Origin of the sequence: uncultured Sphingomonas sp., assembly GCF_964235535.1 — a bacterium.
GTDB lineage: Bacteria > Pseudomonadota > Alphaproteobacteria > Sphingomonadales > Sphingomonadaceae > Sphingomonas.
This window is the reverse complement of record NZ_CAXSBH010000001.1, coordinates 92,040-117,559: the sequence shown is the minus strand read 5'-3', so window position 1 is coordinate 117,559 and position 25,520 is coordinate 92,040. Positions and strand designations below refer to the sequence as shown.

At 68.8% G+C, this 25,520-nt stretch carries 32 protein-coding genes and 1 tRNA gene; 7 read left to right on the top strand and 26 right to left on the bottom strand.

Annotated elements, in window-relative coordinates; genetic code table 11:
- Positions 1-79 precede the first annotated feature (79 nt).
- Positions 80-1,396 (bottom strand): homogentisate 1,2-dioxygenase, encoded by a 1,317-nt coding sequence (hmgA, locus tag ACFE7F_RS00580; protein ID WP_375401891.1) that lies wholly within the window; start codon positions 1,394-1,396, stop codon positions 80-82.
- A 248-nt stretch (positions 1,397-1,644) separates the two neighbouring features.
- The gene (hppD, locus tag ACFE7F_RS00575) at positions 1,645-2,703 is read right to left on the bottom strand and encodes a 4-hydroxyphenylpyruvate dioxygenase (RefSeq protein ID WP_375401890.1); all 1,059 of its coding nucleotides are present in this window, start codon (positions 2,701-2,703) and stop codon (positions 1,645-1,647) included.
- Positions 2,704-2,781: 78 nt separating this feature from the next.
- On the opposite strand from hppD, the gene ACFE7F_RS00570 reads away from it, so the two are divergent.
- Complete coding sequence (locus tag ACFE7F_RS00570) at positions 2,782-3,237, top strand: MarR family winged helix-turn-helix transcriptional regulator (protein ID WP_375401889.1); 456 nt, start codon at positions 2,782-2,784, stop codon at positions 3,235-3,237.
- A gap of 96 nt (positions 3,238-3,333) precedes the next feature.
- Positions 3,334-5,400 (top strand): malate synthase G, encoded by a 2,067-nt coding sequence (locus tag ACFE7F_RS00565; protein ID WP_375402020.1) that lies wholly within the window; start codon positions 3,334-3,336, stop codon positions 5,398-5,400.
- Positions 5,401-5,509: 109 nt separating this feature from the next.
- Here the strand turns inward: ACFE7F_RS00565 and ACFE7F_RS00560 are convergent.
- From ACFE7F_RS00560 to nusB, 13 genes are all read right to left on the bottom strand, one after another.
- Positions 5,510-5,581 (bottom strand) — tRNA-Phe (locus ACFE7F_RS00560).
- Between the two features lie 29 nt (positions 5,582-5,610).
- Positions 5,611-5,784, bottom strand: a complete 174-nt coding sequence (locus ACFE7F_RS00555) for a DNA gyrase inhibitor YacG (protein ID WP_375401888.1) — start codon at positions 5,782-5,784, stop codon at positions 5,611-5,613.
- Positions 5,781-6,713, bottom strand: a complete 933-nt coding sequence (locus ACFE7F_RS00550) for a ribonuclease (RefSeq protein WP_375401887.1) — start codon at positions 6,711-6,713, stop codon at positions 5,781-5,783. The genes ACFE7F_RS00555 and ACFE7F_RS00550 overlap by 4 nt, the downstream gene beginning before the upstream one ends.
- Complete coding sequence (locus ACFE7F_RS00545; protein WP_375402019.1) at positions 6,706-7,275, bottom strand: Maf family protein; 570 nt, start codon at positions 7,273-7,275, stop codon at positions 6,706-6,708. Before ACFE7F_RS00545 ends, ACFE7F_RS00550 begins: the two co-directional genes overlap by 8 nt.
- A gap of 79 nt (positions 7,276-7,354) precedes the next feature.
- Positions 7,355-7,573: a translation initiation factor IF-1 gene (infA, locus tag ACFE7F_RS00540; RefSeq protein WP_375401886.1), complete on the bottom strand. Its 219-nt coding sequence runs from the start codon at positions 7,571-7,573 to the stop codon at positions 7,355-7,357.
- A gap of 371 nt (positions 7,574-7,944) precedes the next feature.
- A complete protein-coding gene (locus tag ACFE7F_RS00535; RefSeq protein ID WP_375401885.1) occupies positions 7,945-9,012 on the bottom strand; it encodes a type I restriction endonuclease in 1,068 nt (355 codons plus the stop codon).
- Between the two features lie 83 nt (positions 9,013-9,095).
- Complete coding sequence (locus ACFE7F_RS00530; protein ID WP_375401884.1) at positions 9,096-9,392, bottom strand: type II toxin-antitoxin system RelE/ParE family toxin; 297 nt, start codon at positions 9,390-9,392, stop codon at positions 9,096-9,098.
- A complete protein-coding gene (locus tag ACFE7F_RS00525) occupies positions 9,385-9,633 on the bottom strand; it encodes a type II toxin-antitoxin system ParD family antitoxin (protein WP_375401883.1) in 249 nt (82 codons plus the stop codon). Before ACFE7F_RS00525 ends, ACFE7F_RS00530 begins: the two co-directional genes overlap by 8 nt.
- A gap of 123 nt (positions 9,634-9,756) precedes the next feature.
- The gene (locus tag ACFE7F_RS00520) at positions 9,757-11,928 is read right to left on the bottom strand and encodes a sodium-translocating pyrophosphatase (RefSeq protein WP_375401882.1); all 2,172 of its coding nucleotides are present in this window, start codon (positions 11,926-11,928) and stop codon (positions 9,757-9,759) included.
- Between the two features lie 62 nt (positions 11,929-11,990).
- The gene (gene thiL / locus ACFE7F_RS00515; protein WP_375401881.1) at positions 11,991-12,914 is read right to left on the bottom strand and encodes a thiamine-phosphate kinase; all 924 of its coding nucleotides are present in this window, start codon (positions 12,912-12,914) and stop codon (positions 11,991-11,993) included.
- A gap of 148 nt (positions 12,915-13,062) precedes the next feature.
- Positions 13,063-13,323, bottom strand: a complete 261-nt coding sequence (locus ACFE7F_RS00510) for a hypothetical protein (RefSeq protein WP_375401880.1) — start codon at positions 13,321-13,323, stop codon at positions 13,063-13,065.
- Between the two features lie 101 nt (positions 13,324-13,424).
- Complete coding sequence (locus ACFE7F_RS00505; protein WP_375401879.1) at positions 13,425-13,601, bottom strand: DUF4169 family protein; 177 nt, start codon at positions 13,599-13,601, stop codon at positions 13,425-13,427.
- A 2-nt stretch (positions 13,602-13,603) separates the two neighbouring features.
- Entirely contained in the window at positions 13,604-14,083 is a 480-nt protein-coding gene (gene nusB, locus ACFE7F_RS00500) for a transcription antitermination factor NusB (protein WP_375401878.1), read from the bottom strand.
- 161 nt (positions 14,084-14,244) lie between these two features.
- On the opposite strand from nusB, the gene ACFE7F_RS00495 reads away from it, so the two are divergent.
- Positions 14,245-14,811, top strand: coding sequence for a cupin domain-containing protein (locus tag ACFE7F_RS00495; protein ID WP_375401877.1), 567 nt, complete (start codon positions 14,245-14,247; stop codon positions 14,809-14,811).
- Between the two features lie 11 nt (positions 14,812-14,822).
- Here the strand turns inward: ACFE7F_RS00495 and hisD are convergent, their stop codons facing one another.
- Both hisD and hisG read right to left on the bottom strand, forming a co-directional pair.
- Positions 14,823-16,118 (bottom strand): histidinol dehydrogenase, encoded by a 1,296-nt coding sequence (gene hisD / locus ACFE7F_RS00490; protein ID WP_375401876.1) that lies wholly within the window; start codon positions 16,116-16,118, stop codon positions 14,823-14,825.
- Positions 16,115-16,777, bottom strand: coding sequence for an ATP phosphoribosyltransferase (hisG, locus tag ACFE7F_RS00485; protein ID WP_375401875.1), 663 nt, complete (start codon positions 16,775-16,777; stop codon positions 16,115-16,117). Before hisG ends, hisD begins: the two co-directional genes overlap by 4 nt.
- Before the next feature lie 61 nt (positions 16,778-16,838).
- Here hisG and ACFE7F_RS00480 point away from each other — a divergent pair, with 61 nt between their 5' ends.
- Entirely contained in the window at positions 16,839-17,822 is a 984-nt protein-coding gene (locus ACFE7F_RS00480; protein WP_375401874.1) for a DUF2332 domain-containing protein, read from the top strand.
- A gap of 106 nt (positions 17,823-17,928) precedes the next feature.
- On the opposite strand, the gene ACFE7F_RS00475 is transcribed toward ACFE7F_RS00480, so the two are convergent.
- From ACFE7F_RS00475 to ACFE7F_RS00460, 4 genes are all read right to left on the bottom strand, one after another.
- Positions 17,929-18,810, bottom strand: coding sequence for an alpha/beta fold hydrolase (locus ACFE7F_RS00475; protein WP_375401873.1), 882 nt, complete (start codon positions 18,808-18,810; stop codon positions 17,929-17,931).
- Positions 18,811-18,931: 121 nt separating this feature from the next.
- Entirely contained in the window at positions 18,932-19,831 is a 900-nt protein-coding gene (locus ACFE7F_RS00470) for a pirin family protein (protein WP_375401872.1), read from the bottom strand.
- The gene (locus ACFE7F_RS00465; RefSeq protein ID WP_375401871.1) at positions 19,821-20,270 is read right to left on the bottom strand and encodes an NUDIX hydrolase; all 450 of its coding nucleotides are present in this window, start codon (positions 20,268-20,270) and stop codon (positions 19,821-19,823) included. The genes ACFE7F_RS00470 and ACFE7F_RS00465 overlap by 11 nt, the downstream gene beginning before the upstream one ends.
- The gene (locus tag ACFE7F_RS00460) at positions 20,267-20,563 is read right to left on the bottom strand and encodes a BolA family protein (protein ID WP_375401870.1); all 297 of its coding nucleotides are present in this window, start codon (positions 20,561-20,563) and stop codon (positions 20,267-20,269) included. Before ACFE7F_RS00460 ends, ACFE7F_RS00465 begins: the two co-directional genes overlap by 4 nt.
- A gap of 29 nt (positions 20,564-20,592) precedes the next feature.
- On the opposite strand from ACFE7F_RS00460, the gene ACFE7F_RS00455 reads away from it, so the two are divergent.
- Positions 20,593-21,225 carry a J domain-containing protein gene (locus tag ACFE7F_RS00455; protein ID WP_375401869.1) on the top strand — a complete coding sequence of 211 codons (633 nt, stop codon included), beginning with the start codon at positions 20,593-20,595 and terminating at the stop codon, positions 21,223-21,225.
- A gap of 9 nt (positions 21,226-21,234) precedes the next feature.
- On the opposite strand, the gene ACFE7F_RS00450 is transcribed toward ACFE7F_RS00455, so the two are convergent.
- Genes ACFE7F_RS00450 through ACFE7F_RS00430 form a run of 5 tightly spaced genes read right to left on the bottom strand, consistent with a single transcriptional unit; the run spans position 21,235 to position 23,656 of the window.
- Entirely contained in the window at positions 21,235-21,891 is a 657-nt protein-coding gene (locus ACFE7F_RS00450) for a glutathione S-transferase family protein (RefSeq protein WP_375401868.1), read from the bottom strand.
- Positions 21,888-22,376 (bottom strand): VOC family protein, encoded by a 489-nt coding sequence (locus ACFE7F_RS00445; protein ID WP_375401867.1) that lies wholly within the window; start codon positions 22,374-22,376, stop codon positions 21,888-21,890. The genes ACFE7F_RS00450 and ACFE7F_RS00445 overlap by 4 nt, the downstream gene beginning before the upstream one ends.
- A gap of 1 nt (position 22,377) precedes the next feature.
- The gene (locus ACFE7F_RS00440) at positions 22,378-22,731 is read right to left on the bottom strand and encodes a DUF1428 domain-containing protein (RefSeq protein ID WP_375401866.1); all 354 of its coding nucleotides are present in this window, start codon (positions 22,729-22,731) and stop codon (positions 22,378-22,380) included.
- Positions 22,728-23,204 (bottom strand): VOC family protein, encoded by a 477-nt coding sequence (locus tag ACFE7F_RS00435; protein WP_375401865.1) that lies wholly within the window; start codon positions 23,202-23,204, stop codon positions 22,728-22,730. Before ACFE7F_RS00435 ends, ACFE7F_RS00440 begins: the two co-directional genes overlap by 4 nt.
- On the bottom strand, positions 23,201-23,656 hold the full coding sequence (locus tag ACFE7F_RS00430; RefSeq protein ID WP_375401864.1) for an SRPBCC family protein: 456 nt from the start codon (positions 23,654-23,656) through the stop codon (positions 23,201-23,203). Before ACFE7F_RS00430 ends, ACFE7F_RS00435 begins: the two co-directional genes overlap by 4 nt.
- A 66-nt stretch (positions 23,657-23,722) precedes the next feature.
- Between ACFE7F_RS00430 and ACFE7F_RS00425 the strand changes: the two genes are divergently transcribed.
- Together ACFE7F_RS00425 and cobS are read left to right on the top strand one after the other, a co-directional pair.
- On the top strand, positions 23,723-24,403 hold the full coding sequence (locus ACFE7F_RS00425) for a winged helix-turn-helix transcriptional regulator (protein ID WP_375401863.1): 681 nt from the start codon (positions 23,723-23,725) through the stop codon (positions 24,401-24,403).
- Positions 24,404-24,481: 78 nt separating this feature from the next.
- The gene (gene cobS / locus ACFE7F_RS00420) at positions 24,482-25,486 is read left to right on the top strand and encodes a cobaltochelatase subunit CobS (RefSeq protein ID WP_375401862.1); all 1,005 of its coding nucleotides are present in this window, start codon (positions 24,482-24,484) and stop codon (positions 25,484-25,486) included.
- Positions 25,487-25,520: the final 34 nt, after the last annotated feature.

Sequence of the window (25,520 nt, the reverse complement as noted above, 5' to 3'; positions counted from 1 at the left end):
GCTCGGAAACTTGAGCGTGCGGACAGCAATGGACCCCGGAACAAGTCCGGGGTGACGGAGGAGTATGCACATGGTGTGCTCAGCCCGGCAGCCTCGCCTTCGGAAAGTCCGCCCATACATCGTCGTAATCGAGCTGCGCCGTCTCCAGCGCGTGCGCGGTCGGGCGGTAGGGCCAGCAGCTCTCGATCATGAAGGCCATCGTGCCCGCGATCTTGTGGGGCTTCAGCTCCGCCTCCGATGCGCCGCGCCAGCTCGCCAGGTCGGGACCGTGGCCCGCCATCAGATTGTGGAGCGACAGGCCGCCGGGCTGGAAACCCTCCGCCTTCGCGTCGTACGCGCCGTCGATCAGCCCCATCGCCTCCGACATGACGTTGCGGTGGAACCAGGGAGGTCGGAACGTGTCCTCCGCCACCATCCAGCGCGGGGGGAATACCACGAAATCGGCGTTGGCGCGGCCGGGTACGTCCGACGGCGAGGTCAGGAGCGTGAAGATCGACGGGTCGGGATGGTCGAAGGAGACGGTGCCGATCGTGTTGAACCGCGCGAGGTCGTAACGCCACGGGGCGAGGTTGCCGTGCCACGCGACCACATCGAGCGGGCTGTGGTCGAGTTCGGTCAGCCAGAGCCGACCGCCGAACTTCTGGATGACTTCGGTCGGGTCGTCCCGGTCCTCGAACCAAGCGATTGGCGTCTCGAAGTCACGCGGGTTGGCAAGGCCGTTCGCGCCAATCAATCCCAGATCGGGAAGGCGGAACAGGCTTCCATGGTTCTCGGCGATGTATCCACGCGCCTCGCCATCGGGGAGCAGCGCCCGGAACCGCACTCCGCGCGGGATCAGCGCGATCTGGCCGGGCGCGACCTCGATCCGGCCGAGCTCGGTCAGCAGCTCGAGCCGGCCCGCCTGGGGAATGAACAGCAGCTCGCCGTCCGCGTCGAAAAAGACGCGGTCGGTCATGTCCCTGTTCGCGGCGTAGAAGTGGACGCCGCCGCCCTCCAGGTGGGCCGGAGGGCGGTTGGTCAGCATCGTCGTCATACCGTCGATCAGGTCGGTGCCGGGAGCGGGTGCGGCGAGCGGGTCCCATCGCAGGCGGTTGGGGGCGAGCGGGGCCGTGTCGTCGCTCCCGCCGAACCACGCCGCGCGGCCGTAGGGCGTGAAGGGCGGGTGCTCGGCGGTCGGGCGCATCCGGTACAGCCAGGATCGGCGATTCTCGTGGCGAGGGGCGGTGAAGGCGGTGCCGGACAGCTGCTCGGTATAGAGGCCGTAGGGGGGACGTTGCGGCGAGTTGCGCCCGATCGGGAGCGCGCCGGGTACGGCTTCGGTAGAGACATGGTTGCCGAAGCCGGGGATGTAGGCGGCGTCGGCAGCGGCTTGGGTGATCGGGTGGGGTGCGTTCATGGTCTCATCCCGATTTCGTCATGCCGGACTCGTTCCGGCATCCATCGTTGTGCGCGCTCGGAGACTTGGGCGTGTGGACGGCGATGGACCCCGGAACAAGTCCGGGGTGACGGGGAGGGGGGCCGATCTCCCCGCCCCGCGTCGGTCGCGGCGAAGCCGCGCCCTGTGCGCGGCTTCGTCCGCGCCGGCCGGTCGACGGCGACGCATGCGCGTCGCACCTCGGGCGAAGCTTGCGCTTCGCCCATCGGTCAGGCGTCGACCTTGATCACCCCGCGCCTAATCTGATCCAGCTCGATGCTCTCGAACAGCGCCTGGAAGTTGCCGTTCCCGAACCCCTGATTGCCCTTCCGCTGGATGATCTCGAAGAAGATCGGCCCGACCATGTTCTCCGTGAAGATCTGGAGCAGCAACCCCTTGTCGTTCACGTCGCCGTCGATCAGGATGCGGTTCTTGCGCAGGCGCTCCAGGTCCTCGCCGTGGCCGGGGACGCGCTTGTCGACGAGCTCGTAATAGGTCTCGATCGTGTCCTGGAGCCTGACGCCGCGTGTCCGCAGCCGTTCGACGGTATCGAAGATGTCGGGGGTGGTGAGCGCCAGATGCTGGATGCCCTCGCCCTGATACTGGCGGATGAACTCCTCGATCTGGCTGTTCTCGTCCTGGCTCTCGTTCAGGGGAATGCGGATCGCCTTGTCGGGGGCGATCATCGCCTGGCTGAACAGCCCGGTCGCCTTGCCCTTGATGTCGAAATATTTCTGCTCCTCGAACCCGAACAGCCGTCCGTAGAAGCTGGACCAGGTCCGCATCTCGCCGCGCCGGACATTGTGGGTGAGGTGGTCGAGCAGCTCGAGCCCGACATTGTTTTCCCGCTCCGCCTCGGCCGCGCCGGGCACCGCGTCCCAGTCGGCATAGAGGTCGACGCCCGCGCGGACGAGGTACAGGTACGATCCGCCGATGCCCTCGATCGCGCGCGAGTTACGCCCGAGTGTCCCGGCCGTCGCATCGACCGCCTTGGCGCCCTCGGCGATCGCATGGGCGTAGGCGCGGGTGGGATCGGCGACGCGGAACGCCATGCCGCTTGCCGAGGGCCCGTGCGCCGCGCGGAAGTCGGCGGCCTGGCCGGTCGGCTCGGCGTTCAGGAGCAGGTTAATGCGGCCTTGCTTGTAGCGGGTCACCGCCTTGGTCGGGTGCCGGTGCGCGGGAACGAAGCCCAGCTGCTCGAACTGCCGCGCGAGCGCGTCCGGGTCGGGCGAGGTGAACTCGCAAAACTCGAACCCGTCGAGCCCCAGGGGGTTGGTGCTGTCCTGCATCGGCGTGACCTCATCTAGTAACGAATGATACGAACATGCGCCTCGACATGGTGCGTGTCAAACGTATGGTTCTCCCGGATGGCAGACCGACCTCTTATTCTCGACGCCTTCATCCCGTTCCGGCTGAGCTTTACATCCAACCTCGTCAGCGACACGATCGCGCGGACGTACGAGGCGCTGTTCGGGCTATCGATCCCCGAATGGCGGCTGGTCGCGGTGGTCGCGGAGACGGGCGGGACGAGCCAGGGCGGGGTCGCCGCGCGCACCCGCATGGACAAGGTGACGGTCAGCCGCGCGGCGATCGCGCTGGTCGATCGCGGGCTGCTCCAGCGCGGCGTCAATCCAGGCGACAAGCGGTCGCATCTGCTGACGCTTACCATCGACGGGCGCGAACTGTACGCCGCGGTCGCGCCCAAGGCGCTGGACCTGGAACGGCGTATCTTCGAGGGGTTCGACCGGGCGGAGGTGGAGGCCTTCACGGCGATGCTCCGGCGCATCGACGCGGTGACGCTGGCGTTGGACGACGGCGGATAGGCGCTTGCGCAAGGTCGTGGGGTTGGGCAGGCGATCCATGTCCTCCCCAGGTGATAATGGCGCGACCTGCGCCGGATGGAGGATGATTTGACCGACATGCTGGACCGTAGCGGGCTGAAGGTCGCGGGCGTGCTCGCACGCTTCGTCGAGGAGCGGGCGCTGCCGGGGACGGGGATCGAACCGGGCGCGTTCTGGGCGGGGGTCGCCGCCATTTTCGCGCGCTTCACGCCGGACAACCGCGCGCTGCTCGCCCGGCGCGAGGAGCTGCAGGCGGCGATCGACGCGCGCTCTGTGGCCGGCGAACCGGTCGACGAGGCGTTCCTGCGCGGGATCGGCTATCTCGTGCCCGAGCCCGAGCCGTTCACGATCGGCACCGAGCGGGTCGACCCCGAGATCGCGACGATGGCGGGGCCGCAGCTGGTCGTGCCGTCGCTCAACGCCCGCTTCGTGCTTAACGCCGCGAACGCGCGGTGGGGCAGTCTGTACGACGCGCTATACGGCACCGACGCGCTGCCGGGTGCTGCCGGGCCGGGCGGATACGATCCGACACGCGGCGCTCAAGTGATCGCGCGCGCCAAGGCGTTCTTGGACGAAGCGGTGCCGCTTGCGGAGGGGAGCTGGGCGGACTTTGCGGGCGGCGAGCCGTCCTTGCGCGATCCGGCGCAGTTCGTTGGCCGCGCGGGCGAGAACCGGCTGTTCCGGCACAATGGGCTGCACATCGAGATCGTGATCGATCGCGACCACCCGATCGGGCAGACCGACCCGGCGGGGATCGCCGACATGGTGCTCGAATCGGCGTTGACCACCATCGTCGATCTGGAGGACTCGGTCGCGGCCGTCGATGCGGAGGATAAGGTCGCCGCCTACGCCAACTGGCTCGGGCTGATGCGCGGCGATCTGGAGGAGAGCTTCGACAAGGGCGGGCGCACCGTCACGCGGCGGCTCGCACCGGACCGCGAGTATGTCGCGCCGGGCGGATCGGCGCTGACGTTGCTCGGCCGCAGCCTGCTGTTCGTCCGCAATGTCGGCCACCTGATGACGACGCCCGCGGTGCTGCTCCCGGACGGGTCGGAAGCGCCCGAGGGCGTGCTCGACGCGGTGATGACATCGCTGATCGGGATGCACGACCTGCGTGGCCTGGGGACGCTCCGCAACAGCCGGGCGGGGTCGATCTACATTGTCAAACCCAAGATGCATGGGTCCGACGAGTGCGCCTTCACGGACCGGCTGTTCGATGCGGTGGAGGACCTGCTCGGGCTGGAGCGCCACACGGTCAAGGTGGGGGTGATGGACGAGGAACGGCGTACGTCGGCCAACCTCGCGGCGTGCATCGGCGCGGTGCGGGGGCGGATCGCGTTCATCAACACGGGCTTCCTCGACCGCACGGGCGACGAGATCCACACCGCGATGCGCGCCGGGCCGATGATCCCCAAGGGCGAGATGAAGACATCCGGCTGGATCGCGGCATACGAGGACCGCAATGTGCGGATTGGGCTTGCGTGCGGACTGTCGGGCCGCGCGCAGATCGGCAAGGGCATGTGGGCCGCGCCCGACCGGATGGCCGACATGATCGAGCAGAAGGTCGCGCATCCCCGGAGCGGCGCGAACACGGCCTGGGTGCCGAGCCCGACCGCGGCGACGCTCCATGCGATGCATTATCATCAGGTAGACGTGTTCGCGCGGCAGCGGGAGATCGCGAGCGAGGCGGTGCCGGGGCTCGATCGGCTGCTCGCCGTACCGCTGGCGGGCGGGCGGAACTGGCGGCCGGACGAGGTGCGCGCGGAGCTGGAGAACAACGCGCAGGGGATCTTGGGGTATGTGGTGCGGTGGATAGACCAAGGGGTGGGGTGTTCGAAGGTGCCGGATATCCACGATATCGGGCTGATGGAGGACCGGGCTACGCTGCGCATCTCTTCGCAGGCGATCGCGAATTGGCTGCTGCACGGGGTGTGCACGGAGACGGAAGTGGACGCGGCGTTCCGGGCGATGGCACGGAAGGTCGATGCGCAGAATGAGGGCGATCCGGCGTACCGGGCGCTGAAGGAGGATGGGCTGGCCTACCGCGCGGCGCGGGCGCTGGTGTTCGAGGGGGTGGGGCAACCTAGCGGGTATACCGAGCCGTTGCTTCATCGGTTTCGACGGGAGGCGAAGGCGCGGGGATGATGCTGGTAAGCTGACGCGGGCAAAGCCCGCGTTTCGTCGGTCGCTTCGCGCCGGCCGCTTCCGCATCGAGTCCGCGCGTAGCTCCGCTACGTGCGGCCGGTGCGGAAGGTGCCCGAGGGCGGATTTGAACCACCGACACGACGATTTTCAGTCGTCTGCTCTACCCCTGAGCTACTCAGGCCAACCCTTCCACCGATCGGAAGCGCGCCTCTAATCCGGCCGGCCGGGACTGTCCAGCCCGGCTTCGTCCTCATCGACGATCGGGCGGCCGGGGATACGATAACCTTCGCCGAGCCATTGCAGGAGGTCGCGGTCGCGGTGGGCGCGGCCGCAGAAGGGGCGGTAGTCGGGGTGGGCGGGCTTGGCGCAGAGCGGGCAGGTCATGGGACATCCCATATAGGTGCGCGACCAGTGCGGCGCACCAGTTCGGCGGTCCAGCCCTCCGCCTCGATGCGGGCGAGGACCGCAGGGGGCAGGCGCTGCGCGCGGGGCGCGGTGGGCGGCTCGCGCTCGATCCGGCGGAGCGCGGCACGGGCGGCGGCCCCGACCGGGTCGGCGCGGAGCAGCTCGGGGAGCGAGGCGCGGGGGCGGGGGCGGACGATCTGGAGAAAGCCGAAGCCGTTCACCATCGTTCGCTCGAAGGGCGGGGGCAGCGCGGCGTCGATCGCGGCGGCGACGGCCTGGCGTTCGGCCTTGCCGGAAAGGGTGGGAAAGTCGATGCCGATCGAGCCGCCGATGCCGAACCGCCGGACCGCGGCGGCGACGGCGCGGGCCCCGACCAGCGCGAGCGCGGGGAGGGGCGGGTCGCCGTCGATGTCGAACAGCGTCATGGCGGGGGTGGGCGACATCCGGAGCGCGCCGCCGGGAAAGGCGATCTCGCCGGTGGTCGCTTCGTCGAGGAGTTCGGACCAGCCCGCCTCTTCGAGTGCATCGGGTTGGTGGGGCAGGAGGTCGCGGACAGGGTGAGCGGTCGCGGCGACGCGGTCGCGGAGCGTGGGGCTAATAGTGGACGGATCGTCGGTGGGTGCGGCGCGGGGGAGTTTTGGGCGGCCTGGCTCGGGGATCGCTTCGCGGACGATGCGGACGAGGAGCGCGGCACCCTGCGTCAGGCCGGGGGGAACGGGGTGAAGCGTCGCCTCGCCGCGGTCGTCCAGAAGGACGCGGCCGGGGCGGGCTTCCAGCAGACGGGCGCGGGCGACGGTGCCGAGGCGGAGCGTGCCCAGTAGCTCGATCGCGGTCTCGACGATGATCCCACCCTCCACCAGCGCGGCGCGGTTCTCGCCTATGCCGGCTTCGTAGAGCCATTCAGCCAATGGGCAGGCCGGCGGCGCGGAGGAGGGCGCGGGTTTCGAATAGCGGGAGGCCCATCACGCCCGAATGCGAGCCGTGTATGAAGCGGACGAACGCCTCGGCGCGGCCCTGGATCGCGTAGCCGCCCGCCTTGCCCAGGCCCTCGCCGCAGTCGATGTACCCGTCGACCTCCTGCGCGGATAGCGGCTTGAAGGCGACGATCGTGTCGGCCAGGCGGGTGCGGACGGTCCCATCCGGGGCGATGACGCAGACGCCGGACAGGCAGTGGTGGCGGCGGCCCGACAGCTTGCCCAGTAGCTCGCGCTGGATGTCGGCGGTGTCGGCGGGCGGCAGGATGCGGCGGCCGAGCGCCACGGTGGTGTCGCCCGCCAGAACGATCTCGTCCGGGGCGCGGTCGACCGCATGGGCCTTCTCGATCGCCAGGCGTAACGCGTAGTCCCGGGGCAGCTCGCGGGGCCGCGGTGCCTCGTCGATCGCGGGAGCGACGACGCGAGCGGGTTCGGTCCCGAGGCGGCGGACGAGGTCCAGGCGACGGGGCGAGGTGGAGGCAAGGACGAGGTTCAGCATCGGGATCAGTGAGCGCGCCACGGGCAAAGCCTGCGTCGTCGGACGCGGCTCAAGCCGCGCCGGCCGGGCTTGCGCTTCACTTAAATCGATAGGTGATCCGGCCCTTGGTCAGGTCGTAGGGGGTGAGCTCGCACAGCACCTCGTCGCCGACGAGCACGCGAATGCGGTTCTTGCGCATCTTGCCCGCGGTGTGGCCGAGGACCTCGTGATCGTTCTCGAGCTGGACGCGGAACATCGCGTTGGGGAGCAGTTCGACTACGCGGCCGCGCATTTCGAGGAGTTCTTCTTTCGCCAAGCAAGCTATCTTTCAGATCGGAGGTCAGCCCGCGCCCTAGCGGACGAGACGGAAAATTGGAAGGTCACTAAGGTCACGCCAACTCAGGCGCGGCGGGCATGAGCCAAGTTGCCCGAAGGTAACGAAAGTCGCGCTAATTCAATAAGAATATTGCGCGCTTTTGATCTGATATGTCGTGGTCGCTTCTACCCGAGTATGGGGCGGCAAAGTCTGTCCGGCAATGTCAAAGAGCGTGGTGAAGGGTTTGTCGGACAAGACGGTGACGGGCGGTTTCCAACATTGCAAGGGGAAGCGGGCCTATTTTCGACGGAGTTGCGTCATGGCAAAGCTGCGCCATTGGTCTATAAGCGCGGATCATGCCTGCGCCGGATTTAGCTGGCTCGAAATTCGGTCAAGCGCGCCACCAGTTGCGGCTCCAGCTTGTAGACATCCGTCAGCTCCACCACCGAATGCCGCGTTTCGGCTTTGCCCTCGAAGGTGCCGACATACCGTGTGGTCGGGCTGTTGAAATGTAGCCGGGCGAGCGTTTTGCGGTTGTTGTCGTCGAGCAGGATCGCGCAGTAGGATTTGCTGTCGCGGATGACGACGCGCTTGGGATCGACGTGGCGGGCGGCGATCGCCTGGATGATGCGGAAGCCCGCGATCTCGTCGTCGGTGGTTATCACGCCCTCGGTATCGGACGGGTCGTCGGAGCGGCCTTCCTCGAGGATGACGGGCACAGGGTTGGCGACGTTGAGCGCCGACGTCAGCCGGTCGTTGACGCGGTCGCGGATGATCGAGGCGATCGAGCCCGCGAGGACCGCGCCGAACTGCTCGCGCAGGGCGGGGGTCATGCGGCCGGGCTGGACCCGCGTGGCCATCATCTTGACGAACTCGTCGGAGGGCTGCGCGAACTCGCGCTCCAGCTCGGTGCGGGTGAGCGATTCGAGCTTCAGGCGGCCCGCCTCGGCGACGATGGCCTCGATCGAGAATTGCGACTTGCTGAACCGTTCGAGCGTGGCGGGGTCGGTGCGCTTGATCGCGTCCATCGAGAAATGGAAGAACGGCTTTTCGTCCATCCGGTTGGGCTGATCGATATCCGAGTAGAAATTATAGACGACGCCGTTGGTCAGCACCGCGACGCGCGCGTCGGTGGCGGCGAAATACCGGAACAGCTGCGAGGCGTGCTTCAGGTCGAGATCGACGGAGGACGGCTTGCATTCGACCAGGATGTTGACGCGGCCGTCGGCGCACAGCGCGTAATCAACCTTTTCGCCCTTTTTGATGCCGACGTCCGCCGTGAACTCCGGGATCACCTCCGACGGGTTGAACACGTCGTAGCCGAGCGCCTGGAAGAAGGGGAGGACGAGCGCGGTCTTGGCGGCCTCCTCGGTCAGGAGCAGTTCGCGGTGCTGGGCGGTGCGTTTTTCGAGTTCGACGAGACGGGTGGCCAAGTCCATGTTTGCTTCCCCTTTTGTTCTGCGCTCATGCTGGCGAGGGTCTAAAATGAAATCAAGCGCGGAATGCCGACCGCGAACATGGCTTAGAGCGCGGTCGGGGTAGCCCGGGCCTGGTGTAGGATGCGGACGATCAGGATATGGGTGGGCTCCACGATGTAGAGGATGCGGTGGCTGCGGTGATGCAAGGATCGGGTTTCGGGGCGAACGCGCGGATCGATGGGGGCGAGTTCCGGAAAGTCGCACAGCCGCTCGCACACGGCGTCCAGTCCGGCCATATACGAGTCCGCGACATCATGGCCGAACCGTTGGAGACTGAAGGCCGCGATCTCTTCATGCTCGATCGATGCCCGGCGGCTTAGGATCAGCGCGCGTCTAGCCATTCCGTCCGAAATACTTCGTTCGCACCTCCGCGAAGATCTGTTCGGCCGGACGCGGGTCGACGCCCGACGCCAGGCCCTCGTCGATCACCGCTTGTAGGTAGGCAGTCTCCTCCGCCTCGTTCTGGTCGCGGCGGGCGAGGTCGACGAAGTAGGCTTCCACGCTGGCGACCTTGCCAGCCGCGACCTGCAAGCGGGCCCAGCCGAGCGCGGTTTCGGGAAGGATTAGTGGGGGGGTAGCCATGTGGTGAAGCTATGGTCGGGGGCGGGGATTGTCAAAGAGGAGAGCGGCATGCGCCGCGGCAAAGCCGCGCCGTCGGTCGACACGTGCGAGTAAGGCTCGCACGGTCGTCGGCCGGGCGCTGCTTCAAGAGCCGTTCGCAGCAAGAGCCGCGACCAGCAGCAGCGCGACTATATTAGTAATCTTGATCATCGGGTTCACCGCCGGGCCCGCTGTATCCTTATACGGATCGCCGACCGTGTCGCCCGTCACCGCCGCCTTGTGCGCCTCCGAGCCTTTGCCGCCGTGATGGCCGTCCTCGATGTACTTCTTGGCGTTGTCCCACGCGCCGCCGCCCGACGTCATCGAGATAGCGACGAACAGCCCCGACACGATCACGCCGAGCAGCATCGCGCCGAGCGCCGCGAACCCCTGTTCGCGGCCGGCGACCGCGGCGATGATGAAATAGACCGCGATCGGGGAGAGGACGGGAAGGAGGGAGGGGACGATCATCTCCTTGATCGCGGCCTTCGTCACGATGTCGACGGTGTGGGCGTAGTTGGGGCGGCTGGTGCCCGCCATGATGCCGGGGTCCTCGCGGAACTGGCGGCGGACGTCCTCGACGACATGCCCCGCCGCGCGGCCGACGGCGGTCATGCCGAACGCGCCGAACAGGTACGGGAGCAGCGCGCCGAGCAGCAGCCCGACGATGATGTACGGGTTGTTGAGCGAGAAGTTGACGGGCTCGGTCAGGCCGAGCTCGACCTTGAAGCGGTCGAGATCGGTCGTGTAGGCCCCGAATAGCACGAGCGCGGCGAGGGCCGCCGAGCCGATGGCATATCCCTTGGTCACCGCCTTGGTCGTGTTGCCGACCGCGTCCAATGCGTCGGTGCGGTGGCGGACGTCGTCGGGCAGGCCCGCCATTTTGGCAATGCCGCCGGCGTTGTCGGTGACGGGACCGTAGGCGTCGAGTGCTACGACCATGCCCGCGAGCGCCAGGAGCGAGGTGGCGGCGAACGCCACGCCGATGATGCCCGCCAGCTGGAACGCCGCGATCACCGCGACGACGATGACGAGCGTCGGCAGCGCGGTCGATTCCAGGCTGATCGCGAGGCCCTGGATGACGTTGGTGCCGTGGCCGGTCTCTGACGCACGGGCGATCGAGCGGACGGGGCGGTGGTCGGTGCCGGTGTAATATTCGGTGATCCAGACGAGGAGCCCGGTGACGGCCAGCCCGATCATCATCGACCAGAACAGGTCCCAGCCGGTGAAGGTCAGCCCGGCGTCGCGGGCCGCGCCCGTTTCGGAGCCGACTCCGCCCGAGGCGTCGAGGGTCGAGGTCGCGGCCGACGACACGATTTGGGCGAGGTCACCCAGCACGTAGGTGGTGGCGAGGTAGATGGCGGGGACGGCGAGGAGCGTGGTGGTCCAGAACCCCTTATAGAGCGCGCCCATGATCGAACCCTTGCCGAGCCGGACGGTGTAGGTACCGATGATCGAGGTGATGATGCAGACGCCGCCGACGAGGAGCGGGAGCGCCATCAGCTCGAACAATCGCGTGGCGTTGGGGACGAGGAGCGCGATCGACACCATCGTCAGGCCGATGGTGACGACATAGGTCTCGAACAGGTCGGCGGCCATGCCCGCGCAGTCGCCCACATTGTCGCCGACGTTATCGGCGATGACGGCGGGGTTGCGGGGGTCGTCCTCGGGAATGCCGGCCTCGACCTTGCCGACCAGGTCGGCGCCGACGTCCGCCGCCTTGGTGAAGATGCCGCCGCCCAGGCGCGCGAAGATGGAGATGAGGGAGGCCCCGAAGGCGAGCGCGGTCAGCGCCTCGATCACCTCGCGGTCGGCGGGGGCGTGGTCCCGGATCTCGACGAGGTACCAGAAGATGCCCGCGATCGAGAGCAGGCCGAGGCCCGCCACCAGCATGCCCGTCACCGCGCCCGAGCGGAAGGCGGCGGTGAGGCCGCCCTGGAGCGAGGTGCGCGCGGCCTCCGCGGTGCGGACGTTGGCGCGCACCGAGATATTCATGCCCACATAGCCCGCCGCCGCCGACAGGACCGCGCCGATCAGGAAGCCCACCGTCGACAGGGTGCCGAGCGTCAGGAACAATACGACCGCGACAGCAGCGCCGACGACCGAGATGGCGGTGTATTGACGCGCGAGATAGGCCTGCGCGCCCTCCTGGATGGCCGACGCGATGTCCTGCATCCGCGCGTCGCCGGGCGACAGGCTGAGGATCTGGCGGCTGGTGGCAATGCCGTAGAGCACGGCGAGGACGCCGCACGCCATGGCGATGTAGACGATGGTCATGTCCTTGGACATCCTTCCCTGTTGCACCGCCCGGGTTCTCCCGGGTCGCTATGGGCGGGAGGCTATGGCCGTAGATGGACCGGCGCAAGGGGGCTGTGCTCGTAGCCGAGCGTCGCGGGGAGGGGCAGCGGCTCGCCCGCATGGTGGAGCGTGAGTCCGCTGCCGGTCGCGAATGCGCCGATGCGGGCGGCGACGACCGGGGGAAAATAGCCGGGCGCGGCGGCGAAGAGCAGCTGGTAATCGTCGCCCGCGGTCGCGGCGGATATGCGCGCGGCGCGGGTATCGCCCCGGTGCGCGACATAGGCGGGGGAGAGCGGGACGGCGGCGAGGTCGATCGCGACGGCGAGCCCGCTCGCCTCGGCCATGCGCGCCGCGTCGAGGAGCAGGCCGTCGGACACGTCGCTCATCGCGTGGACGTGGGGGCCGAGCGCGCGGCCCTCGGCGAGGCGGGGGACCGGGCGACGATAGGCGGCCAGCAGCTCGGACGGACCCGGCTCGCCCAGCGCGATGGCGAGCCCCGCGCCCGCATCGCCGATCGGGCCGGTGACCCACAGGGCGTCGCCCGATTGCGCGCCGGTGCGGGAGGGAGCCGCCGCATCGCGTCCCAGGGCGGTGAGGGTGAGGATGCGGGGAGCGCCGGACGGCAGGGTAACGGTGTCGCCGCCGATCAGCGGACAGGCATAGGCGCGCAAGGCGTCGTCGAACCCGGCGAGGAAGGCGCGATCCCAGTCGGGATCGCTCAAGGGATAGTTGAGGAGCACGCCCTCGGGCTCCGCGCCCTTGGCGGCGAGATCGGACAGGTTCACGCCCAGGAGCTTCCATGCGATGTCGCCGGGCGGGTCGTGGGTAAGGAAATGGACGCCCTCGACCAGCGTGTCGGTGGTGAGCACATACGGGCCGATCACGGCCGCGTCGTCGCGCAGGCCCCGCGCGCCGGGGTGCAGGGGCAGGGCGCGCAGCAAGGCAAGGAGGTCGGCTTCGGTCACGATGCGCCGGCTGCCGCATGCCCCGTCGATATCCGACCGGGCCGCGTTCGTGCCCCTCGTCGGACATGAAAAAAGCACCTCGCCGTCAAGCGAGGTGCCTTCTCAAGCCCAGGTCGAACCAAGGTCCGGCCGAGCGCGCGATGTGCGCTTAGTTGCTGTCCGAGTTGTCGTCGTCGTCGTTGTTGATCGCGGCGATGATCACGATCGCCGCGACGCCGGCCGCAATGGCCAGCGCGAAAAGGGTGCCGCCGCCGCCGCCGACGCCCTTGCTGTCGTTGATCACGGGCGAACCCGCGCGCGCCGACTTGGCGACCGAGAGCCGGGCCGCCGGGTTGGCGGAGGCGGCCATCGCGGGCGCGACGGTCATGCAGGACGCGGCGACGGCGAGCAGATACTTGGCGATCTTCATTTCAGCATTTCCCTTTTTGAGCGCATACGGAATTAGCGGGCGAGCTAAGACACGGCAACCGTGAAATAAGCGTAAATCACTGCAAAGGTTCCGTCCGTCGCTTAACCGTCGCGCTTCGCCCCGTCGAGCTCGCGGGCGCGGCGTTTCGCCTCCGCCGCATCGAGCTGCTTTTGCGCGCGGGTGCGGCCGTGGGCGGCGCGGTTGGCGGCGGCCTGGGCCTCGGCGGCGGTACGGGCGATCGCCTTGCGGGCGCGGTGGAGATTGACGATTTCACCCACCCCTATTTCCGAACTTCCTTGGCGATCGCGTCGAGCAGGCCGTTGACGAACCCCGCCTCGCGCCGGTCGTAGAAGGCGTGGGCGACGTCGACATATTCGCTGATCGCGACGCCGACCGGCACGTCGGCGCGCGCGAGGAGTTCGTAGGCTCCTGCGCGCAGGATGGCCTTCATCGGCTTGTCGAGGCGCGGCAGGCTCCAGCCCTTCGACAGGTGGCGGGCGACGAGTTCGTCGATCTCGTCGGCGCGCGCGCGGGCGCCGCGGACGAGGTCGTCGAAGAAGTCGATGTCGGCTTCGGCATACTCGACCTCCTCGATCGTCGCGCCGATGCGGTGCTGGTGGAACTCGTGGAGCAACGCGGTGGTGGCGGTGCCCTCCATCTCGTGCTGGTAGAGCGCCTGGACGGCGGCGAGGCGGGCGGCGGCGCGCGCTTTGGTTCGGGGGGCGGTGCGCGGGTTGGGGCGGGTGTTGGGGGCTGGCATGGAGGCGGGCATGTAGGGGGCGGGGGCGGGTGTGTCAGCCCCAACGGCTCAAGTTCACCAGAGTAACTGGCGGACCGGAAAGCTCGACATCGGCATCTAAATCACCTAACGAATTCTGGCGCGTCCGGTATTGGTCGGACCTGAGAACCGTAGGAGTCGTGATGCTCCGTCGATCGCTTCTGTCGCTTCCAGTTCTTGCCTTGCTACCATCCCGACTTCGAGCCGCTTCAGGCCAGTCTGACCGGCCGACGATCCCGCAAGTCAGGGCTGGTCGAGATCGAGAAGGAAAAGAGCGCGCGATTGGGCTGAGTTCCACCACCTATAAGGTTCTGACCAGCGATACGGCGGGTGATCTGTTCGTGATGGAGCAGAGGAATATGCGCAAGGGTGGTCCGTCGCGCCATGTCCACCATCAAGAAGATGAACTATTCTTCTGTCTTGAAGGCCGATATGTCGTGGAGGTCGGCGATAATCGAGCCGTGCTCAACGTCGGCGATTGCGTGCTTGGTCCGCGGGGCATTCCTCATGCTTGGGCGTTTTCAGGACAGGCGGTGGGCAGGATGCTGATCTCCTTTGCTCCGGCAGGGAAGATGGAGGCATTCTTTGCGCAACGGGAAAAAAGCGGGATCAAACCGGGCGCGTATGCGAATACCAAAGCCGACGCCGCCTTCCTGCACGAGTTCGGGATGGAGCTTATCGGCCCACCTATCCCGGTCGCCACATTATAGGCGTTCGAGCATCACCGATTCAGCCGCAACCTGACCGCCACCGACCGCGCATGCGCGGGCAGCCCCTCCGCTTCCGCCAGGGCGACCGTCGCGGGGCCCAGTTCGCGCAAGCTCGTCTCGTCGAGCTGGAGGAAGCTGGTGCGCTTCATGAAGTCGAGTACCGACAGGCCGCTCGCGAAGCGGGCGCGGCGGCCGGTGGGGAGGACGTGGTTGGGGCCGGCGACGTAATCGCCGATCGCCTCGGGCGTGTGGCGGCCGAGAAAGACCGAGCCGGCGTGGCGGACGCGGGCGAACAGCGCCTGCGGGTCGGCGACGGCGAGTTGGAGGTGCTCGGGGGCGAGGCGGTCGCTGAGCGGGATCGCGTCCTCCAAGGTGCCGACGACGACGATCGCGCCGTTGGCTTCCCAGGCGGTGCGGGCGACCGTTTCCGTCGCGAGTGTGGCGAGCTGGCGGTCGACGCGAGCCGCCACTTCGTCGCCGAACTCCGCGTCGTCGGTGAACAGGATGGATTGGGTTACGGTGTCGTGCTCGGCTTGGGAGAGCAGGTCGGCGGCGGTCCAGTCGGGGTCGTTGCCCGCGTCGGCGATGACGACGATCTCGCTGGGGCCCGCGACCATGTCGATGCCGACCACGCCGTAGAGCTGGCGCTTGGCCTCCGCGACCCAGGCGTTGCCGGGGCCGGTGATCACGTCGACGGGGCGGATCGGCCCCGCGCCGTGGGCGAGCGCGGCGACCGCCTGCGCGCCACCGACGCGCCAGATCTCGGTGATCCCGGCCAGGTGCGCGGCGGCGAGGACGAGCGGGTTGATCTCGCCGTCCGGGGTGGGGGTGACCATCGCGAGCCGCTCGACCCCGGCGACGCGGGCGGGGATGGCGTTCATCAGCAGCGACGAGGGGTAGGCCGCGCGGCCGCCGGGGACGTAGAGCCCGGCCGCGTCGACGGGCGACCAGCGCGCGCCGAGGCGGACGCCAGCGTCGTCGGTATAGTCGGTGTCGGCGGGGCGTTGGCGCTCGTGATAGGCGCGGATGCGGTCGGCGGCGAGCTGGAGCGCGTGGGCGAGGCCGGGGTCGAGCGCGTGGAAGGCCGCTTCGCAGTCGGCAGGGTCGATGGCCCAGCCGGTGGTTTCCAAGTCGTGGCGGTCGAAGCGGATTGTATAATCGGCGACCGCAGGGGCGCCCTCGGAGCGGACGCGGGAGATGATCGCGGCCACGTCGCGGGCGACGTCCGCGGAGGACTCGCGGCGCGCGTCCACCAGCGCGTCGAAGCGGGCGGCGAAATCGGGGTTGAGGTGGTGGAGGCGGATCATGCAGCTTGCCTCATGCCGACGGCCCGCCGGAACGCGTCCACCAGCGGAACCACGTCGCCGCGGGTCTTCATCGCGGCGCGGTTGACGATCAGGCGGCTGGTGACGTCCATGATGCGCTCGACCTCGACCAGGCCGTTCTCCTTGAGCGTGCGGCCAGACGAGACAAGGTCGACGATGCGCGGGGCGAGGCCCAGCAGCGGGGCGAGCTCCATGGCGCCGTTGAGCTTGACGCACTCGGCCTGCACCCCGCGCGCGGCGAAGTGCGCCTTGGCGACGTGCGGGTATTTGGTCGCGACGCGGACATGGCTCCAGCCGCGCGGGTCGTCGGTCGCGGCCATCGCGGCGGGTTCGGCGACGGACAGGCGGCAATGGCCGATGCCGAGATCGACCGGCGCGTAGAGTTCGGAATAGTCGAACTCGGCGAGCACATCTGAGCCGACGATGCCGATCTGCGCCGCGCCGTGGGCGACGAAGGTCGCGACGTCGAAGGCGCGGACGCGGATGAGTTCGATCCCGGGATCGTCGGTGGCGAAGCGGAGCGCGCGGGAGTCCTCGTCGCTGAAAGCGAGCTCCGGGCGCACGCCCGCGCGGGCGAGGAGGGGGAGCGCTTCCGACAGGATGCGGCCCTTGGGGACGGCGATGATGAGCGGGGCTGGCATCCGGGTGGGGCTTTACGGGGGCGGGGAGTGCGGCGCAACATGGCGGCCGGGAGGACGGCGCATGGCGAGCGAACAGGAGAACCGGGCGGCGTTCGACGTCCAGAAGCATTGGTGCGGCAAGATGGACGCGCCGATCTACGCGACGATCTGCGGGGCGTTGGCGAGCGGGCTGACCCGGGAGAGCGGGACGGGGGCGCGGGTGCTGGACTGGGCGGGGGAGCCGACGCGCGATGCGCTGCCGCTCCGGTTGATGGGCGGGCTTCACGCGCTGGTGCGGGCGGGGGCGGACGCGGAGCTGGCGGGGGTGTTTGCGGGCTACCTCGGCGACATCGGGGCGGTGCTCGCGCGGGTGCTGGTGCGGCATGACGCGGCGCTGTCGCCGTGGCTCGACGGGCCGCCGCAGACCAACGAGCCGGGGCGGTCGGCGGCATTGATGACGGGATTGCTGGAGGTCGCGCGGCGGGTCGGCGGGATGCTGGAGCTGCTGGAGATCGGGTCGAGCGGCGGGCTCAATCTGCTGATCGACCGGTACCGGTTCGATCTGGGTGGGGCGAGCGTGGGGCCGGAGGGCTCGCCGGTGACGATCGCGCCCGAATGGCTGGGTGAGCCGCCGATTGTGCCGCCGATCGAGATCGTGGGCGTTCGGGGGTGCGACATGCGGCCGCTGGACGTCACCGATCCCGCCATCGAGGCTCGGCTCGCGGCGTATGTGTGGGCGGAGAAGCCGGAGCGGCTGGCCCGGCTTCAGACCGCGATCGGTATGGTGCGCGAGCGAGGCGTACGGCTGGAGCAGGCGGACGCCGCCGACTGGGTGGAGGCGCGGCTGGCGGAGCCGCAGGACGCGGGCGTGTGCCGCGTGCTGATGCATTCGGTCGTGTGGCAGTATCTGCCCGAGCCGACGGCGCAGCGGATCAGGGCGGCGATGGCGGCGGCGGGCGCACGGGCGACCGCCGAACGGCCGATCGCGTGGGTGGTGATGGAGCCGGACCGGGCGATCGGGGAGATGATGGTCAGCGTGCGGAGCTGGCCGGATCGGGACGTATAGGAGGTGATCGCCACGAGCCATGCGCACGCGACGTGGGTGCGGCCGGGCGGGGCGGATGGGCTCGACCCTGCGATGCTGGAGGGGGCGTCGCGGGTCGTGCTGTAGGCTACACGCCCCAGCGGCGCATCGCGGCGAGGACGGCGGGGGCGTCTTCCCAGGGGACGAAATGGCCCGCGCCCTCGACGTGCTCGATGGTCAGGTCGGGAACGTGGTCGGCCAGGCCGTCGAGCTGGACGGGGAGAAGCGCCTTGTCCTCCATGCCCCAGATGACGAGCGTGGGCTGCGTCACCGGCGGAAAGGGGGCGTCGAGGAAGGCGGGTCGGGGGACGTGCTCGTCGGTCTCGGGCACGACGATGGCGCTGGCGCGGTACCAGTTGAGCATGGCGGTCATGCTGCCGGGCTGGGACCACTCGTCGAGATACGCCGCCTTGTCCCGGCCGACGATCGCGCTGGTCAGGACGTGCGCGAAGGTGGAGCCGAAGAACTTCTCCAGCCCCGCGCCGGTCAGGCCCCGGTCGATCGAGGTATCGCGAAAGGTGCGAATGTATTGGCTGGCACGGCGCTGCTCGCGGTCGTCGAACAGGCTGCGCTGGAAGACGAGCGGGTGCGGGGCGTTGACGATCACTAGCCGCGCGACGCGCTCGGGATGCCGGAGCGCCGCCATCCAGGCGATCGCGCCGCCCCAGTCGTGGCCGACGAGCGTGAAGCGGTCGAGTCCGAACCGGTCGGCGAGCGCGATTAGGTCGGCGACGATCCGGTCGGCGGCGTAGTTTTCGACACCCTCGGGCTTGGATGAGCGGGCGTATCCGCGCTGGTCGGGGGCGAGGACGAAGTGATCGCGGGCGAGGTCGGGGACGATCCCTCGCCAGGTGCGGTGCGACTCGGGAAAGCCGTGCAGGAGGATCACGGGCGGGTGCGCGGGGTCGCCCGCGACCTGCACGTCGAGATCCACGCCGGTTGGGAGGCTCACTCGTTGCAGGTCAGTCATGCCTGTTCCTACCTTCGTCACCCCGGACTTGTTCCGGGGTCCATGGTCGTGTGTACCCGCTGATCGCCGAGTTCGCACAACGATGGATGCCGGAACAAGTCCGGCATGACGGAGAGAGAAGTTACGGGTAGCTCACCGTCAGCGGCTTGTCGGGGATCGGGATGAATTCGGCCGCGTCGTCCGGGACCACCGGAAATGCGCCGGCGCGCCAGTCGCGCTTGGCCTGCTCGATGCGTTCGGGGCGGGAGGATACGAAGTTCCACCAGACGTGGCGCGGGGTGGGAAAGGCATCGCCGCCGCACAGCATCACGCGCCCGCCCGATGCCGAGCCGAGCGTGGCGGCGATGCCCGGGCGCAGGATGTAGAGGCGCATGGGTTCGAGCGGCACGCCCTCCAGCACCGCCTCGCCGTCGGCCAGATAGAGCGCGCGCTCCTCAGCGGCGGCGTCGACGGGGACGCGCGCGCCGGCCGAGAGCGCGATGTCGGCGTAGATCGCGCCGGCGTGGGCGGTGGTCGGCGCGGTCTCGCCCCAAAGGCTGCCCATGATGATGCGGGCGCGGGCGCCGCCGGCCTCGACGATCGGCAGCTCGGTCGCGCCGTGATGCTCGAAGGCGGGGCCGGTCTCCTCCAGCGCGTCGGGGAGTGCGAGCCAGGTCTGGATGCCCGATAGCACGGGGCCGTGCGCACGCTCGTCGCCGGGCGAGCGTTCTGAATGGACGATGCCCCGGCCCGCGGTCATCAGATTGACCGCGCCCGGCTCGATCCGCTGGTTTGTGCCGAGCGAGTCGCGGTGGTCGATCGCACCCGCGAACAGGTAGGTCACGGTCGACAGGTTGATATGCGGGTGCGGTCGGACGTCGATGCCCTCGCCGCTGGGCAGTTCGGCCGGGCCCATCTGGTCGAAGAACAGGAACGGGCCGACCATCGTGCGCTCGGGCGCGGGGAGCGTGCGGTGGACCTTGAACCCGCCCAGGTCGTGGGTGGCGGGGGTAAGGGTTTGTTCGATGAAGCTATCGAGCATGGGTGGGCTCCGTCGCGTCAAGCAGGTTGAGGAGATCGGCCGGGTAGATTGCCTCGTCATGGGTAGCGAGTTCGGCGCGCGTGAACCAGCGCCAGCTCTGCATGACGCGGCGCTCCAGGTCGGTATGGTGCGCGGGGTCGACCTCGTGTTCGCCCACGTCGACGCGGAAGTAACGTTCATCGGCGGTGACGGGCACGCCCTCGACCGAGGTGAAGTCGACGACGCGGCGCGCGACCTGCGGTCCCGGGTCGAGGTCGAGGCCGGTTTCCTCCAGCAGCTCGCGACGGGCGGCCGCCTCGTACGCCTCGCCCGGGTCGAGCGCGCCGCCGGGCGTGACCCAGAAGGGCGCGCGGCCCGCGACGGTGAAGCGGAACAACAGCACGCGGCCCCGCCCGTCGACGAGCAGGATGCGCGCGGCGGGGCGGGGGCGGCGCGTCATTCGCCCGGCGCGGTGGCTCGGATGGAGAGAGCGTGGATGGGGCCGGCGAGCAGGTCGGCGAGCGCCCGGTTGACGAGCCGCTGGCGCGCGACGCGGTTCAGCCCGGCGAAGCGGGCGCTCTCGATCGCGACGGCGAAGTGCGTCTCGCCGGTGCCGTCGTCGCCCATGTGGCCGGCGTGTGCGGCGCTCTCGTTGGCGACATCGAGCCGGGTTGGTTGCAATGCGTCGGTCAGACGATCGGTGATCCCCTGCACGACGGAGAGGGTCGGGGCGGCGGTGGCGGGTGCGGTCATGGGGCCTATATAGTCGGTTTTTCCGGAGAATGCGGTTCGTGTCGGATGGTGCTGGATCGCGCAAACCCGGTGAGGGGCGGGAGAAGCCCAGCCCCAGGTTTCATGGGCGGGTCGAGGGTACCGGGCGCGGCTGCATGGAGCCGGGGTGCGACGAGCCGGGCGAGTTCCGAGCGCCGCCGCCCGAGGGTTGGGCGAGCGCGGACGGGCCGCCGCCGTTCCGCTGGTTTTGCCTGGACCATGTCCGCGCCTTCAACGCGCGCTACAACTTCTTCAGCGGCATGAGCGCAGAGGAGATCCACGCGGCGCAGCGGCCGTATGCCGGTTGGGAACGCGAGACGCGCGCCTTCGCGGGCAACGCGTCCGAGCGTGGGCCGCGCTGGGCCGACTTCAGCGATCCGCTCGACGCGATCGCCGCGCGGTACCGCCGCGAGCCCGCGCCCGAGCGGACCGACGGCAAGCCGCTGTCGGGGCAGGACCGCGAGTCCCTGCGCGTGCTGGGACTGGAATCGACCGCCGACCGGCAGGCGCTGCGCAAGCGGTACAGCGAACTCGTCCGCCGCTATCACCCCGACCGCAACGGCGGCGACCGGAGCCACGAGACCGCGCTGCAACAAGTGATCGCGGCGTATCAGCAGTTGCGGCAGGCCCCAGCCTTCGCCTGATCCGCCCCGTCAGTCCCGATCCGGCGCGCCGGGCGGGAAGAACGCGCGAAATGGGCGCGCTTCCTCGACGCAGCGGGCGACCGACGGGCGGGCGAGCAGGCGGGCGCGGTAACGGCGGAGCGCGGGAAAGCGGTCGCCGATCGGTCGGACCCAGTCGGCATAGAAGAGCGACGGCGCAGCGGCGCAGTCGGCGAGCGAGAAATCGCCCGCGGCCCAGTCGCGCGTCGTCATGCGCGCGTCGAGCCAGCCATAGCTCGTGTCGAGCGCGGCCTGGGCCTGCTCGACCTCCACCGGGTCGCGGCGCTCGGGCGGGCGGATCGCGTCGTTCACCACGCGCTGCATCGGCGTCATGACGTGATTGTCGAACACCCGGTCGAGCATCCTGACCTCCAGCGCCTCGACCGGATCGTCCGGGATGAGCCTGGTGGGGCCGGGATGGCGGAGCTGGAGATATTCGATGATCGTGCTCGATTCCATCACCGGCCGGTCGCCGTCGACGAGCAGCGGGAACTTGGCGGGCGGCCACAACCGCGCGAGCTCGGCCCCGTTTTCCGGCCGGTCGGGCCCGAGGACCCGATAATCGAACGGCGTCGCGTTCTCATAGAGCGCGATCAGCACCTTCCAGCAATAGGAGGAGAAGGGATGCGCGAAAAGCCGGATCGTCATGCCCCGACATCCGTACGCGCCCGCTCGATCGCCGCGATGTCGATCTTCCGCATGGTCATCATGGCCTCCATCGCGCGCCCGGCCGCCGAACGGTCCGGATCGGCCATCGCGTCGAGCAGGGCGCGGGGCGTGATCTGCCACGAATAGCCCCACCGGTCGCGGCACCAGCCGCACTCGCTTTCCGCGCCGCCGCCCTCGACGATCGCGGCCCAGTAGCGGTCGGTCTCCGCCTGGTCCTTCGTCACGACCATGAAGCTGACCGCCTCGTTCGGCTTGAACATGGGGCCGCCGTTCAGCCCGACGAATGGCCGTCCGAGCAGGGTGAACTCGACGGTCAGCTCGCTCCCGGCCGAACCGCCGGGGAAGTCCGACGGAGCCGCGTTCGCCGTTCCGACCGCGCTGTCGGGAAACGTCGCCGCGTAGAACTCGGCCGCGCGGCGCGCCTCCCCGTGGTCGAACCACATGCACGTCACCAGCTCGGTCATCTCACTTCTCCAGCACGACGACGGGGGTGAAGCCGCCGAAGATCATCCGCTTGCCGTCGAACGGCATCGGCTCGGCCATCATCCGCCCGTCGGCGGTCGACTTGGCCATCCCGGCGTCGCGGGTCGCCTTGTCGGGCCATTCGATCCACGAGAACATGACCTCCTCCCCGTCCTTGGCCTGGACCGCGCGGCGGAAGTCCGTAAGCGTGCCGTCGGGCACGTCGTCGCCCCAGCATTCGACGACCCGGGTCGCGCCGTACTCAAGGAACATCGCATCCATGCGGCGTGAAAATTCGATGATCTCGTCGCGTCGCGCGGTTTCGACCGCGATGAGGAAGCCGTCGATGTAGCTCATCGGTCATCTCCCTTCGGTGTGGAGCCGATCGACCAGCGATGGCCGAACGGGTCGCGCAGTTGGCCGTAGCGATCGCCCCAGAACATGTCCGACAGCGGCATGGTCGGCTCCGCGCCCGCCTCGACGGCACGAGCGAACCAGCGGTCGGCGTCATCGACCTGCAGATGCAGCGTCACCGCCGACGGGCTTTCCGGCACCGAACGGTCAGCGGGCGCGACGAACTCCGGGAAGGCGTCGTTCATCATCAGCGCGCCGCCATTGATCCGCAGGTGCGTGTGCATGATGCGTGGATCGCCGCTCATGTCGGGCATCCCCTCGCCGCTCGGCATGTCGCCCGCGACGGTCGGCGGCATGGCCTGCTCCGCACCGAACGCCCGTTCGTAGAAGCCGATCGCCTCGCGGCAGCGCCCGTCATGCACCGTCAGGTGAGGCGCGACGCCGCCGGTCGGGCCGTGATCGGAAACCTGGTTCACTTCGCCTCTCCCTCGCATAGCGCCTTCAGCTGATCGGCGACCGCGCTCCAGCCCTGCTCGAAGCCCATCGCGCGGTGCTTCTCGACAGATTCGGCGGTCCAATGGCGGGCGCTGGCGCGGTAGCGGGTGCCGTCGGCCTCGGGCTCGATCTCCCACACGCCGGTCATGAACGGCTCGCGCGGGCTCCAGCCGACGGCATAGGCGTCGGTAGTGATGAAGCGGCGGCCGGGCATGACTTCCAGGAACACGCCCTCCTGTGGAAACTCCTCACCATCGGGGCCGCGCATCACCATCGCCGCGCGGCCGCCGGGACGCCAGTCCTGCTCGACGATCTCGGTCGTCCAGGGCCTCGGGCACCACCAATCGGCCATACGCTCCGTCATCACGCGCCACACTATGTCGGGCTTGGCGGCTATGTGCCGTTCCACGCTGAGTTCTTTCACGTCCTGCATCTGCTCTCTTCCCCCGCCGCGAATCGACATTGCCGATGCTGCTCCATTCAGTTATCTAATGCAACTGTGAAGTCAGTAAAAGTAACCACCCGTTGGTACGACGATGCATGTGGTACCGCGCATGCGCTGGAGCTGGTCGGGGAGCGCTGGGCGCTGCTCGTGATGCGGGAGCTGATGTTCGGGGGGCGGCGCTTCGCGGACCTTCGGCGCGGGTTGCCGGGAATCAGCGCCAACGTGTTGGCGCAGCGCTTGCAGGCGCTGGCGGCGGCGGGGGTCGTCGCGCGCCACACCCTAGCGCCGCCCGCCTCCGTCCAGGTCTATGAGCTTACCCCTTGGGGTTACGAGGCCGAGACCTTCGTCCAGTCGCTCGGGCGCTGGGCGGCCAGATCGCCGGGGCACGATCCTAGCCTGCCGCTGTCGGCGGCATCGCTTATGATGTCGTTCCGGACAATGTTCGCGAGCGAGCGGGCAGGGGACGCGCGCTTATCGCTGGCCTTCCGTCCGGGACGCGACCGGTTTGCGGCGAGAGTGGAAGACGGGGCGCTCACGATCGGACGGGGCGATCCGGACGCGCCGGACGCGGTCGTCGCGGCCGCGCCCGAAGTGGTGGCGGGCATCGTCTATGGCGGGCGACCGGTCGACGATGCGATCGCCTCGGGAGAGTTGAGCGTGGAGGGAGACGTGGAACTATTCGCGCGTTTCGCTCGCCTGTTCGCCCTTCCGCCCAAAGCCGTCGTCAACGCGTGATACCCGCGCCGCGCTCGCGGCTCGACTTGGGCGGCTTCCGACGGCAAGGGTATTCCCGCGCTCCCAAGGACCTGCCCGATGACCGATATCTCGAACACCCAGCCCGACAGCCGCGAGACGACGCTGCTTGCCGCTCCCGACAGAACCGTGAGCGTGCGCGAGCTGTTCGGGATCGATGTCGACATGCAGGTGCCCGCCTTCTCGGAGGCGGACGAGCGGGTGCCCGATCTCGATCCGGCCTACGTGTTCGACGCGGACACGACCTTGGCGGTGTGCGCGGGGTTCGCGCATAACCGCCGGGTGATGGTCCAGGGTTATCACGGGACCGGCAAGTCGACGCATATCGAGCAGGTAGCCGCCAAGCTGAACTGGCCTTGCATCCGCATCAATCTGGACGCGCATATCAGCCGCATCGACCTGGTCGGGCGCGACGCGATCGTGCTGCGCGACGGACAGCAGGTGACCGAGTTCCGCGAAGGGCTGCTCCCCTGGGCGCTCCAGACGCCGACCGCGCTCGTATTCGACGAATACGACGCCGGGCGGCCCGACGTGATGTTCGTGATCCAGCGCGTGCTGGAGACCGAGGGCAAGCTGACGCTGCTCGACCAGAACCGGGTGATCCGGCCGAACCCCTGGTTTCGTATGTTCGCGACCGCCAATACGGTGGGGCTCGGGGATACGAGCGGGCTGTATCACGGCACGCAGCAGATCAATCAGGGCCAGATGGACCGGTGGAACGTGGTCGTCACGCTCAACTACCTGCCCGCCGCCGTCGAGGCGCGGATCGTCCTCGCCAAGTCGGGCGAGTACGACAAGCCGGGCGGCAAGAAGACGGTCGACTCGATGGTGCGCGTGGCCGACCTGACGCGCAAAGGCTTCATGGCGGGCGACATCTCGACCGTAATGAGCCCGCGCACGGTGATCACCTGGGCGCAGAACGCGCTGATCTTCGGCGATGTCGGTTTCGCGTTCCGCCTGTCGTTCCTGAACAAGTGCGACGAGGCGGAGCGTTCGCTGGTGGCGGAGTATTACCAGCGGGTGTTCGGGAAGGACTTGCCGGAGAGCGTGGTGGGGCGGACTTGATGGCGAGAGTGGACCAAGGTAGTTAGTCCACCAC

Excerpts from the sequence above, each read along its gene's own strand:
- hmgA (WP_375401891.1), bottom strand. The coding sequence starts at position 1,396 with ATGAACGCACCCCACCCGATCACCCAAGCCGCTGCCGACGCCGCCTAC.
- hppD (WP_375401890.1), bottom strand. The coding sequence starts at position 2,703 with ATGCAGGACAGCACCAACCCCCTGGGGCTCGACGGGTTCGAGTTTTGC.
- ACFE7F_RS00570 (WP_375401889.1), top strand. The coding sequence starts at position 2,782 with ATGGCAGACCGACCTCTTATTCTCGACGCCTTCATCCCGTTCCGGCTG.
- ACFE7F_RS00565 (WP_375402020.1), top strand. The coding sequence starts at position 3,334 with ATGCTGGACCGTAGCGGGCTGAAGGTCGCGGGCGTGCTCGCACGCTTC.
- ACFE7F_RS00555 (WP_375401888.1), bottom strand. The coding sequence starts at position 5,784 with ATGACCTGCCCGCTCTGCGCCAAGCCCGCCCACCCCGACTACCGCCCC.
- ACFE7F_RS00535 (WP_375401885.1), bottom strand. The coding sequence starts at position 9,012 with ATGGACTTGGCCACCCGTCTCGTCGAACTCGAAAAACGCACCGCCCAG.
- ACFE7F_RS00530 (WP_375401884.1), bottom strand. The coding sequence starts at position 9,392 with ATGGCTAGACGCGCGCTGATCCTAAGCCGCCGGGCATCGATCGAGCAT.
- ACFE7F_RS00525 (WP_375401883.1), bottom strand. The coding sequence starts at position 9,633 with ATGGCTACCCCCCCACTAATCCTTCCCGAAACCGCGCTCGGCTGGGCC.
- ACFE7F_RS00520 (WP_375401882.1), bottom strand. The coding sequence starts at position 11,928 with ATGACCATCGTCTACATCGCCATGGCGTGCGGCGTCCTCGCCGTGCTC.
- ACFE7F_RS00510 (WP_375401880.1), bottom strand. The coding sequence starts at position 13,323 with ATGAAGATCGCCAAGTATCTGCTCGCCGTCGCCGCGTCCTGCATGACC.
- nusB (WP_375401878.1), bottom strand. The coding sequence starts at position 14,083 with ATGCCAGCCCCCAACACCCGCCCCAACCCGCGCACCGCCCCCCGAACC.
- ACFE7F_RS00495 (WP_375401877.1), top strand. The coding sequence starts at position 14,245 with ATGCTCCGTCGATCGCTTCTGTCGCTTCCAGTTCTTGCCTTGCTACCA.
- hisD (WP_375401876.1), bottom strand. The coding sequence starts at position 16,118 with ATGATCCGCCTCCACCACCTCAACCCCGATTTCGCCGCCCGCTTCGAC.
- hisG (WP_375401875.1), bottom strand. The coding sequence starts at position 16,777 with ATGCCAGCCCCGCTCATCATCGCCGTCCCCAAGGGCCGCATCCTGTCG.
- ACFE7F_RS00480 (WP_375401874.1), top strand. The coding sequence starts at position 16,839 with ATGGCGAGCGAACAGGAGAACCGGGCGGCGTTCGACGTCCAGAAGCAT.
- ACFE7F_RS00475 (WP_375401873.1), bottom strand. The coding sequence starts at position 18,810 with ATGACTGACCTGCAACGAGTGAGCCTCCCAACCGGCGTGGATCTCGAC.
- ACFE7F_RS00470 (WP_375401872.1), bottom strand. The coding sequence starts at position 19,831 with ATGCTCGATAGCTTCATCGAACAAACCCTTACCCCCGCCACCCACGAC.
- ACFE7F_RS00465 (WP_375401871.1), bottom strand. The coding sequence starts at position 20,270 with ATGACGCGCCGCCCCCGCCCCGCCGCGCGCATCCTGCTCGTCGACGGG.
- ACFE7F_RS00460 (WP_375401870.1), bottom strand. The coding sequence starts at position 20,563 with ATGACCGCACCCGCCACCGCCGCCCCGACCCTCTCCGTCGTGCAGGGG.
- ACFE7F_RS00455 (WP_375401869.1), top strand. The coding sequence starts at position 20,593 with ATGCGGTTCGTGTCGGATGGTGCTGGATCGCGCAAACCCGGTGAGGGG.
- ACFE7F_RS00450 (WP_375401868.1), bottom strand. The coding sequence starts at position 21,891 with ATGACGATCCGGCTTTTCGCGCATCCCTTCTCCTCCTATTGCTGGAAG.
- ACFE7F_RS00445 (WP_375401867.1), bottom strand. The coding sequence starts at position 22,376 with ATGACCGAGCTGGTGACGTGCATGTGGTTCGACCACGGGGAGGCGCGC.
- ACFE7F_RS00440 (WP_375401866.1), bottom strand. The coding sequence starts at position 22,731 with ATGAGCTACATCGACGGCTTCCTCATCGCGGTCGAAACCGCGCGACGC.
- ACFE7F_RS00430 (WP_375401864.1), bottom strand. The coding sequence starts at position 23,656 with ATGCAGGACGTGAAAGAACTCAGCGTGGAACGGCACATAGCCGCCAAG.
- cobS (WP_375401862.1), top strand. The coding sequence starts at position 24,482 with ATGACCGATATCTCGAACACCCAGCCCGACAGCCGCGAGACGACGCTG.